The sequence below is a fragment of the Heyndrickxia sp. FW510-T9 genome (assembly GCF_058781025.1).
In genome coordinates this window covers 1-10528 of record NZ_JBYSWK010000085.1, presented here as the reverse complement: position 1 = coordinate 10528, position 10528 = coordinate 1, and the positions used below count along the sequence as shown (strand labels likewise).

The following is a 10528-nucleotide window of genomic DNA, read 5'->3' as shown; positions in this document are numbered from 1 at the left end:
CATACCAAACAAAGTGCGGTAGTGGTTTTACTAATAAATTCTCGTTTTTTTGTGTCCACTTTCTTGACAGAAGACCAAACTGTCCTTAGGAATCCTTATAAAGGACAACTCACATAGGAAAAAGAAGCAAAGTGTCCATAAGAAGGCTTGTAAAGGACAACTCACAAAGGAAAATCGAGCAAAGTGTCCTTAGGAATCCTTATAAAGGACAACTCACTAAGGAAAAAGAAGCAAAGTGTCCTTAAGAAGGCTTATAAAGGACAATTAAAAAAAATCCAGCAAAGTGTCTTTTAGATGCCGATAAAAACCGTTCACACCCGAGTATCATAAAAAGCTTTATTTAAGACTACCAATATAAAAGGAGAGGATCCCCTATGAAAAAAACAATTGGATTTATCGGAACCGGTGTAATGGGAAAAAGTATGGTTCAACATCTGCTTAAGAATGATTACCCGGTTTTTATATATAATCGATCAAAAGAAAAAGCTTTGGAACTGATAGAACAAGGAGCTATATGGTGTAACAGCCCTAAAGAGATTGCACATCACTCCGACATTATTTTTACGATTGTAGGCTTTCCATATGATGTGGAAGAGGTTTATTTCGGTAATGAAGGCTTATTAGCAAATGGGAAAGAAAATAGTATTTTAATCGATATGACCACCTCTACACCGACTCTCGCGATCAGTATATATGAAGAAGGTAATAAGAAAGGTATCCAAACGATAGATGCACCTGTTTCAGGTGGAGATATTGGAGCCAAAAACGGGACGTTAACCATTATGGTCGGAGGAGAAGAGCAAACATTCACTACCATTCTTCCAATATTATCTTGCTTGGGGCAAAACATCGTATTTCAAGGTCCGGCAGGTAGTGGACAGCATACGAAAATGTGTAATCAAATTGCCATTGCAACTAACATGATTGGAGTATGTGAAGCGTTAGTTTATGCAAAAAAAGCGGGATTGGATCCAGAAAACGTATTGAAATCAATTAGTGCTGGAGCAGCAGGAAGCTGGTCTCTTAGCAATTACACTCCTAGAATTCTTAAAGAAGACTACTCTCCAGGATTTTTCATCAAACATTTTATTAAAGATATGAAAATTGCGCTTGAAGAGGCGGAAAAAATGAATTTACCACTGCCAGGTCTTGCATTAGCGAAACAAATGTATGAAGAATTAGCAGTACAGGGCGAAGAAAACAGCGGTACACAAGCGTTAATAAAATATTGGAATCAGTTTGAATAAAATTTTCCCTACTCCTAACAATAGAAATGACTATTTATTTTAGGAGGATATCTTAGTGGCTAAACGCACAAAGAAAAACGATGCTGAACAAAAAAATAAAAAAGGCTTTGATTCTGCTGTATTAAACGAGGAATTTTCCCATGAAATGGGAAGTGCCGCAACCAATAAAATTCATAAAGATAAAGCAAAAAAGGAAAAGGCATCCAAAAACAATGGAAAATATAGAGGACAGTAAGTAAAAAAAGTGTCCATGGGACACTTTTTTTACTTTTTGTCTGCTAGATAACTTTCCATCCGATTTAATCCTTCCGTAAGCTTATCCATGGAGCATGCATAGGAAAGCCTGATAAAGCCTTCTCCATGCATTGAAAAAGCACTGCCGGGTACAACTGCAACCTTATTTTTTTGCGCCAAATCTACCGCAAAATCAAATGAAGACATTTGTAGCTCAGAAGGAATTTTTACAAAAAAGTAAAATGCGCCATCTGGTTTAACATATTCAAGATTCATTTTTGTTAATCTCACGCAAACGTAATCACGTCTTTTTATATATTCTTCGCGCATTGGCTTTGCATCATTATAGCCGTTAGTAAGTGCTTCAAGAGCAGCCATTTGTGAAATGGAAGAGACACATGATACATTATATTGATGCACCTTTAAAATATGTTTTGCGATATTTTCAGGAGCAAATAAGAAGCCTATCCGCCAGCCTGTCATAGAGTGTGACTTAGATAATCCATTAATGACAATTGTTTGCTCCTTTAAATCGTTCGCGATAGAATAATGCTTATTTTCATATACTAATTCACTGTATATTTCATCAGCAATCACAAAAATATCTTTCCCTTTTAATAGCTCAGCAATTTCTTTTAAATCATTTTCTGTTAAACTTACACCCGTTGGATTCGATGGATATGGCAAAATGATGCATCTTGTTTTCTTTGTTAAATAAGATTTAATTTTTTCTGCTGTCAGTTTAAAATGGGAGTCCCTTGTATCTACATGTATCGGAATCCCCCCAGACATCCTTATGATTGGCTCATATCCCGGGTAAATAGGACCTGGTAAAATCACTTCACAGCCTTCAGTCAGAATAGTTCTTAAGGCTACATCAATCGCTTCACTTGCACCAACTGTCACTATGACTTCTTTTTTCGGATCATACTCCAAATGATATTTTTGTTTTATAAAATCACTGGCTGCTTTTCGTAATTCTATAGAGCCCGCATTATGTGTATATGTAGTAAAATCGTTTTCAATAGCAGAAACTCCAGCTTGCTTAACATGCATAGGAGTTGGAAAATCAGGCTGTCCGAGCGTAAAGGAAATCATATTTTCTACATCGCTGACCATATTAGAGAATTTTCGAATTCCCGATATTTCTATATCTATAACTCTTTTATTTAGTAAATGTTCCACCACTAAGCCATCCTTTCTAATTATCCTTCTTATATATTATCACTGTTTATCGTTTTTTCTTAATTATTTTTGCCGTATATCTTTCCCGATTTAGAAATTTTAAAATACAGAACACTTCTATCATATTTCGTGTTATATTTACATAAAGATTGTAATGGAAGGAAGTAGCCATATGACTGTAGAAAATGATATCTTTCAAGAATGCGCAAGTGAATTAGAAATTATTGAATTCCAATTACAGGACAATAAATTCGGCATTAATGTAATACAAGTAAGAGAGATTATTCAGCCAGTTCCAGTAACATTTATTCCACATGCACACCAGTATATTGAGGGAATTATTCAATTGCGCGGCGAAGTTTTGCCAGTCGTTGATTTGGCTAAAGTATTAAACACCGGTACAAGTGAGGATAAAGATCAGGAAAAATATATAGTTGCAGAGTTTAATCAAGTGAAAGTTGTATTTCATGTACATAATGTTAGTCAAATACATAGAATTTCTCGAGAACAAATAGAGAAGCCATCCGATATGTACGCAGGTCAAGAGCACCAAGTAATTGGAGTAATTAAACAAGAAAACGATATGATTCTTATACTTGATTTTGAAAGTATTATTGCAGAAATAAACCATGACGCTGACAATAAAGGTTAATAGTATTACAAGTGATTTATTGATAAAAAAGAAGAGCCTCAATTTTTGGAAGCTCTTCTTTTTTATATATGGCGTCAAGATTGCACAAATGAGAGTTGGTGATTCTTGTAATGCCAGCTATTTAAAGGGGAGGAAAACCTATTCCGACAAGGTTTTAAAAAAAACTATCACCTAATTTTTTGAAAACTGGTCTTTGAGGTTGAGGTTTACGACTGATAGTTCGAGTTTTATTTATTTCCCTTAACCCTGTATAAGTTTGCAATAATTGCTTTGCTTGGTTTAATGGCATATGACATTTTGGATTTCTTGTATACTGATCTAGTTTACCAAGATGAGGTAGTAATTCGAAATCTTGTTTTGATGGAGGAATATGAAAAGTATATTCTCCACATTGCACAAGAACATCAGATTGTTGCTGACTATATTTTGGATTGTCAGAAAAATGAAGTCCTATCTTTTTTGCCTTTCCTTCTCTAACCATTTTCTCAATTGCTTCTCTTTTTAATTTATATAAAAACTTAGGGTTTGTGGCTGTTTTAGCATGCCGGTTTACAGTGAAAATAGCATGTGAGAGGTTTAATATAGAAGGTGGTAATGGAGCGGAAGAGTTTGAATTCAAAAAAATGAACTCCTTTCCATTGTTTAATAATTTTGAAATTGACTGATCTCATTATACTACTATTTAATAGAATTGGAAAGGCTGAGTAGTAAATAATGAATGTTTTGTGTCAATTAAATTATGTTATTGACAGGATAATCTATCCTTTCTTATAGTTAATGGAGTTAACAGTTTAAGGGGTGAACTATAATGGAAAGAGAGAAAATCAAGCTTTTGATCAGAAGATATGAAGATGTATATTTATTTGCTACCAAAAGAATTTCTAACCTTATTTCGGAAAATGTGTTGGAGGAATTGTCATTAGAACAATATTCTATGTTGAGAAATATTTTTTTTCATGGTCCGCTACGTTCTGCCGAATTAACAGAGCAGCTATGTGTAAATAAAAGCGCGATAACCGCTAAAGTCGATAAGTTAGAAAGTAAAGGACTTATTTCAAGAGAAAGAGATAAGGTTGACCGCAGGAATGTATACATAACGGTAACCGATGATGGAAAAAAGGTTTGTGAAGAAGTGGAAATAAAAATTGAAAAGTTTGTCAGTCATTATTTAAAAGAATTAAGCCCAGGGGATTTAGAATTATTCATTGATCTCTACGAAAAAATTTCAAATATCATCCAGCATTCAAAGGAGGGAAATAATTAATGAAATTCTTTATCCGCTTCAGGTGGTTCATATTAGCCTTTTGGATTATAGTAGCAGTTATTCTGGCATGGATGGCTCCAAACATGGAGGACCTAGTTCGGGAAAAAGGTCAAATTACGGTGCCGGACGGCTATCCTTCTAGACTTGCATCTGCAATAAAGCAGCATCATACGAGCGAAAAGGATGGCTCCGAATCCTTTATTGTCGTGTTCCACAGTAATCATAAATTGGATTCAAAACAAACGGAAGATATTCATAAGACTATTCAGCATATTGAAAACAATAAAAGTGAACTCAGTGTGAATGAAGTTACAACACATTTTGATCAACAGGAATTAAAAAATCAACTAGTATCAAAAGATGGGAAAACGATTCTAGCTATTTTAGACGTGGATATTAAGAATAAAGAAATTAGTAGTGTTAGAGATACACTAGACAGTGCCATTACTACACCACATGTCCAAACGATGATGACAGGTAATGGGCTGATTAATGAAGATGTTGTAATAAGCTCGCAAAAAGGTCTTAAAAAGACGGAATTAATTACGGTTGCCTTTATATTAATTGTTCTAATTTTAGTTTTCAGATCCGTAGTAGCTCCTATAATTCCACTGATTACAGTAGGATTAACCTATATAGTTAGCCAATCAGTTGTTGCTTTTTTAGTAGATAAGTTGAATTTTCCTTTATCGAATTTTACGCAGATTTTCTTAGTTGTTGTTTTATTCGGAATAGGGACGGATTATTGTATTCTGCTTTTAAGTCGTTTTAAAGAAGAATTATCAAGAGGAAATGAAATAGTACCTGCAATCATTACTACTTATAAAACTGCAGGGAAAACAATTTTATTTAGCGGTATTGCGGTAATGGTAGGCTTTGCTTCAATTGGCTTTGCAAGCTTTAAGCTCTATCAATCTGCTTCAGCTGTTGCGGTAGGTGTGGTTTTCTTATTACTTGCATTATTAACAGTCGTTCCTTTCTTTATGGTTACACTCCGAAAAGTGATTTTTTGGCCCCTAAAAGGAAATATTTCTCATTCTGAAAGCAAGCTTTGGGGATGGGCTGGGAAACTTGCTATTACGAGACCACTCATTGCTTTAGGAATTGTTGCCGTCATTACTGTTCCATTATTAATAAGCAATAGTGGAAAAATATCATTTAATTCTTTGGATGAGCTTGGAAATGATTATGAGTCAGTGAAAGCATTTAATATTGTTTCGAATAGCTTTGGAGCTGGTGAAATTATGCCAGTTACCGTCGTTCTTGAAAATGATGATTCGATGAAATCTAAGGAATATTTAGGTTTAATTGAAAATGTAAGTCATGATTTATCTAAAGTAGATCATGTTGAAAAAGTTCGCAGTGCAACTCGTCCTGTTGGGGATGTTATGAAGGAACTTTATGTCAGAAATCAAGCGGGTTCCATTAGTGAAGGGATTGGAAAAGGAAATAAAGGAATTGGTGATATAAAAGCTGGTCTTGATACTGCTGCCAAGTCTTTAAGTAAAAATGAACCTAAGCTTAAAAGTGTAACAGAGGGTATTGGTGATCTTCAGACAGGAACAAAATCATTACAATCTGGAATTGCAAATTTACAGACTGCTCTTGAGCAAATTGAAAATGGGATTAGCAGCGGATCACAAGGAGCGCATGATTTAAAAAATGGAATTATCGAAGCTCGTAAACAAGCCTTTTCATTAAAAGCAGGAGTAAATGAGCTACTGAAAAACTATCAGAATATGCAGCAAGGGATCCAGCAATTAGAACAAAAATATAAACAGATATCGGACGGAATATTATCTGTTCAAACGAATCTCATGAATTTGAATCAACATTTTGCAACTCTCGAATCAAAATATAATGGGCTTAAAGAAGATGATGACTACAAAACAATCAAATTAACAGTACAAGGAGCGGCACAAAGTCTTGGAGTAAGCGGAGGAGCCTTATCGGAATTAAATAAAAATTTATCATTCGTAAATATTGGTTTTCAGCAAGCGAATACAGGCTTAAGCAGTGTCCTAATTGGAATTAGTCAATTTGCAAACAGTTTTGATCCAATAATATCCGGATTAGAGCAATTAGAGACAGGTATGTCAAAGGCAGCAGCTGGTCAATCACAAGTTATCCAAAAACTTCCTGATGTATCAAATGGATTGGGGAAAATTGTGGATGGACAATCGCAGCTTCAGCAAGGGTTTGGATCAATTGGAGGGCAATTATCCGAACTTACCAATGGTCTAAATCAAAGTACAGATGGACTTGGCAAAATACAATCGGGATTAAACGATGCAAGCGATTATTTGAATAAGATGTCTACTGATGCTAATTTACAAAAATCCGGTGTATATATTCCAGATGAACTATTGTCCAATGCGGACTATCAGCAAGCACTAGATACCTATATTTCAAAAGACGGAAAAATGACGACTTTTGATTTAGTGCTAAATCAAAATCCATATTCCAACGCAGCAATGCAAACGATTGATCACATAAATCAAGCATTAAAAACCTCTCTTAAGGGAACGAAACTTGAGAACGCACATATCGGGATATCAGGTGTTACTAGCATGAATCATGATTTAAACAAAATGTCGAATGCAGATTATAGTAGAACGGTAATGTTTATGCTAGCAGGGATAGGGATTGTTTTAATCATACTTTTAAGATCGCTTATCATGCCGATTTACTTGATTATTTCCTTATTGCTTACCTATTATTCTTCGATTGCAATAACTGAATTGGTATTTGTTCATATTCTTGGATACTCGGGAATCAGCTGGGCTGTACCATTCTTCGGATTCGTTATTTTAATGGCACTTGGAATTGATTATTCTATTTTCCTTATGGATCGTTTCTCAGAATATCGCCATTTACAAGTAAAAGAAGGGATTCTACTTGCAATGAAAAATATGGGTACAGTCATTATTTCAGCAGCAATCATTCTTGCGGGAACATTTGCTGCAATGCTCCCATCTGGTGTGATGTCATTATTACAAATAGCTACCATTGTATTATCAGGTTTATTATTTTATGCATTCATCATACTGCCATTATTTGTTCCAGTTATGGTAAAAGCGCTTGGAAAAACAAATTGGTGGCCATTTATGGAAAAGGAATAGGCACATTATCATAATTTTTTTATTTTAAAGTAAGACTCATATAAAATATATGAGTCTTACTTTTTTGTTGATAAAATAATATTTTTTCACAAATAACGCAAGAATTAATAGAAGTAAATAGAAAAAAATAATTATTTTATCTTTCATTCTATTCATTTATACTGATAATTAGTAAAATAGACATAAATAGATATATAATGACAATTTTCTTGAAATATGGGCCTGGGGTTTATAAAAGGGATGGTTAAATGAAGCAAACTAACAAAACACAAATGAAAAAAAATCTGTTACATCCTGAAATTACAAAAGAAGTAAAAATGCTTCCTGAAATTTTCTTGCATCAAATTTCAGATATGATTTTTATCATGAAAGTGGAGCTTGGTCCGAAATTTCGTTATGTCTTTGCTAATCAAAAAGGACTAGAAAATGCGAATCTAAAGGAAGAGCATATGGGCTCACTGTTGGAAGAGGTTTTGCCGGAAGAGCTTGCAGCCCACTTAAATAAATATTATTTAAAAGTTTTAGAAACGAAGGATACAGTAATTTTTACGGATTATATTCAAGTAAATGAAAATGAAAAGAGAATGTTTGAAAGTCGTCTTACTGGAATAAAAGATAATAATTCTATTTCTTATATAGTCGGTATGACACGAGATGTTACAGATTTTTTTGAATCTAGACAAAAATATCAATCATTAATTGACCATAATTTAGATGCAATATTTTCAATAAGTGAAAACGGCAGAATATTAAGTGCAAATCCTGCAAGCATCAAAATAATAGGTTTTACCGAAGAAGAGCTAATTGACCGATCCATTTACGAGCTTGTAGATAAAAGTGGAGTTCCTGAAATATTTAAGGTGATGACAAATACTCTATTAGGTGACCCACAAGAAACAAGTAATTGTACATTTATAAATAAGCAAGGTTTAAAATTATATGCTCAATTGAAAACCGTGCCGATTAAGGTAAACAAAGACATCACAGGGATTTATGTTATCATACGTGATACTACTGAGCAATGGAGAGCAAATGAAAAAATGAACTATTTGGCAATGCATGACCATTTGACTGGTTTGTGGAATCGTCCTGCATTATTAGAACATCTCCAAACAGAAATTACGAAATCAATGATAAAAGAACAAGATTTTGCCCTTTTTTACATTGACTTAGATAGATTCAAATATTTTAATGATACGCTAGGTCACCAAGCAGGTGATGAATTATTAAAACAAACCTCTGATCGATTACTTACACTAAATGTTTCTCATTATCGTGTATATCGATTAGGTGGAGACGAATTTGTGATCATCTTGCCAAAGTTAAGGAAAAAAGAAGCAGACCGTGTCGCTGGAAATATCCTTGCCCTGTTTCACGAACCATTTAACATACATGATCAAGATTACTATTTAACCCCGTCTATAGGAATTAGTTTGTTTCCAGCAGATGGGATAGATGCGGAAACTTTAATTAAAAATGCGGACAGTGCTCTTATTCAGGTGAAGGAAAAGGGCAAAGGTCATTACCGCTTCTACCGGAGCGAAATGAATGAAGCTTTTCCGAATTATATACTGATGGAAGCACATTTGCGAAAAGCCATTCAGAAAAACGAATTTATCATGCATTATCAGCCTCAAGTCAATTTGCTTGATGGCAAGATTAAGAGCTTTGAAGCATTGATACGCTGGAATAATCGGAAATTTGGTTTTGTATCTCCAGCACAATTTATTCCGTTGGCTGAGGAAACGGGTATGATTATTCCAATTGGTGAATGGGTTATTCATACGGTTTGCGAACAACTTTCGATCTGGAGAAAAAAGGGATTCCTCGATATTCGTGTGGCGATTAATATTTCACCTAAACAATTACTGGATCCGAATTTGCCAACTATCATTAAGAAAGCACTATTATTTTATCAATTACCACCTTCATCCATTGAAATTGAAGTAACAGAAGGAGCGATGGAAGATACAAGAAATGCCCTTTCAATGCTCCAGCGTTTAAAAGAATTAGGGATTATTATTTCAGTTGATGATTTTGGGACAGGATACTCATCTTTAAATTATTTAAAAAGATTCCCTATAGATATCATCAAAATTGATCAATCATTCGTTAGAGAAATACAAGTGAATGAAAAAGATGCTGCCATTACCAAAACAATTATTAATCTGGCGCACAATTTGGGAATGGAAGTTATAGCAGAAGGTGTAGAGGAAAGAGATCAAGTTCAATTCCTAATATCAGCACAATGTTTAAAAGCCCAAGGTTTTTATTTTAGTCGTCCAGTAAGTGCAGATGAAATAGAAAAAAATGTATTGTTTATATAATAAAAGGGCCACTTCTTTCAGTACTGAAGTGGCCCTTCTTTTATCAAAATTCTACACTCGAAATTGTTATATCTTTTCTATTGAAATCTTATTTATTTAAAGGTATAGTCTATTTATATTGCATTGTTAATGGAATAATAATTTATTAGACATAAAAAATGATTATTTTAAATAAATATAGGAAATATCGTGAATAGATAGGAAAGGGGTAATTTTCATGCACAAACATGATCAAATGGACGTTTTCTTCTTGCCGATAAAATCGGGAGTGATTAAAATCTATTCATACGGTTTTTCATCACAGGAAGCCTGGGGGCAAGTTTTTACTGAATATAATGATATAACAGTATCTGTTAAGGGATATAATCAAAAAAAGGCGATTATTAAATCCATTTCCAGATTAAATGATTCATTACTTAATAAGAATAGAGATATATAAGGTTAAAAGGGTAACTATTACCCTTTTTTATTTTTGAAAAAAATTCGCAATATTATGG

8 protein-coding genes and 1 pseudogene are annotated in these 10528 nt (G+C 33.9%); 7 read left to right on the top strand and 2 right to left on the bottom strand.

Going from position 1 to position 10528, the window contains the following annotated elements:
• Nucleotides 1-374 precede the first annotated feature (374 nt).
• Both AC3WJF_RS22520 and AC3WJF_RS22515 read left to right on the top strand, forming a co-directional pair.
• Nucleotides 375-1247 carry an NAD(P)-dependent oxidoreductase gene (locus tag AC3WJF_RS22520; protein ID WP_492456251.1) on the top strand — a complete coding sequence of 291 codons (873 nt, stop codon included), beginning with the start codon at nt 375-377 and terminating at the stop codon, nt 1245-1247.
• A gap of 55 nt (nt 1248-1302) precedes the next feature.
• On the top strand, nt 1303-1482 hold the full coding sequence (locus AC3WJF_RS22515; protein WP_492456249.1) for a hypothetical protein: 180 nt from the start codon (nt 1303-1305) through the stop codon (nt 1480-1482).
• 29 nt (nt 1483-1511) lie between these two features.
• On the opposite strand, the gene AC3WJF_RS22510 is transcribed toward AC3WJF_RS22515, so the two are convergent.
• Nucleotides 1512-2666 carry an aminotransferase A gene (locus AC3WJF_RS22510; RefSeq protein ID WP_492456247.1) on the bottom strand — a complete coding sequence of 385 codons (1155 nt, stop codon included), beginning with the start codon at nt 2664-2666 and terminating at the stop codon, nt 1512-1514.
• Nucleotides 2667-2838: 172 nt separating this feature from the next.
• Here AC3WJF_RS22510 and AC3WJF_RS22505 point away from each other — a divergent pair.
• A pseudogene (locus AC3WJF_RS22505) lies at nt 2839-3303 on the top strand (chemotaxis protein CheW); the annotation flags it as partial.
• A gap of 169 nt (nt 3304-3472) precedes the next feature.
• On the opposite strand, the gene AC3WJF_RS22500 reads toward AC3WJF_RS22505, so the two are convergent.
• Nucleotides 3473-3937, bottom strand: a complete 465-nt coding sequence (locus AC3WJF_RS22500) for a YkyB family protein (RefSeq protein WP_492456245.1) — start codon at nt 3935-3937, stop codon at nt 3473-3475.
• Nucleotides 3938-4126: 189 nt separating this feature from the next.
• Between AC3WJF_RS22500 and AC3WJF_RS22495 the strand changes: the two genes are divergently transcribed.
• The 4 genes from AC3WJF_RS22495 (at nt 4127) to AC3WJF_RS22480 (ending at nt 10470) form a co-directional block, all read left to right on the top strand.
• Nucleotides 4127-4582 carry a MarR family winged helix-turn-helix transcriptional regulator gene (locus tag AC3WJF_RS22495; protein WP_492456243.1) on the top strand — a complete coding sequence of 152 codons (456 nt, stop codon included), beginning with the start codon at nt 4127-4129 and terminating at the stop codon, nt 4580-4582.
• Complete coding sequence (locus AC3WJF_RS22490; protein ID WP_492456241.1) at nt 4582-7704, top strand: MMPL family transporter; 3123 nt, start codon at nt 4582-4584, stop codon at nt 7702-7704. Before AC3WJF_RS22495 ends, AC3WJF_RS22490 begins: the two co-directional genes overlap by 1 nt.
• Nucleotides 7705-7952: 248 nt before the next feature.
• Nucleotides 7953-10031, top strand: a complete 2079-nt coding sequence (locus tag AC3WJF_RS22485) for an EAL domain-containing protein (RefSeq protein ID WP_492456239.1) — start codon at nt 7953-7955, stop codon at nt 10029-10031.
• 217 nt (nt 10032-10248) lie between these two features.
• Nucleotides 10249-10470, top strand: a complete 222-nt coding sequence (locus AC3WJF_RS22480; RefSeq protein WP_492456237.1) for a hypothetical protein — start codon at nt 10249-10251, stop codon at nt 10468-10470.
• The last annotated feature ends 58 nt before the right edge of the window (nt 10471-10528 follow it).

Coding starts and splice junctions, on each gene's coding strand:
- AC3WJF_RS22520 (WP_492456251.1), top strand. CDS start 375: ATGAAAAAAACAATTGGATTTATCGGAACCGGTGTAATGGGAAAAAGT.
- AC3WJF_RS22495 (WP_492456243.1), top strand. CDS start 4,127: ATGGAAAGAGAGAAAATCAAGCTTTTGATCAGAAGATATGAAGATGTA.
- AC3WJF_RS22480 (WP_492456237.1), top strand. CDS start 10,249: ATGCACAAACATGATCAAATGGACGTTTTCTTCTTGCCGATAAAATCG.
- AC3WJF_RS22490 (WP_492456241.1), top strand. CDS start 4,582: ATGAAATTCTTTATCCGCTTCAGGTGGTTCATATTAGCCTTTTGGATT.
- AC3WJF_RS22485 (WP_492456239.1), top strand. CDS start 7,953: ATGAAGCAAACTAACAAAACACAAATGAAAAAAAATCTGTTACATCCT.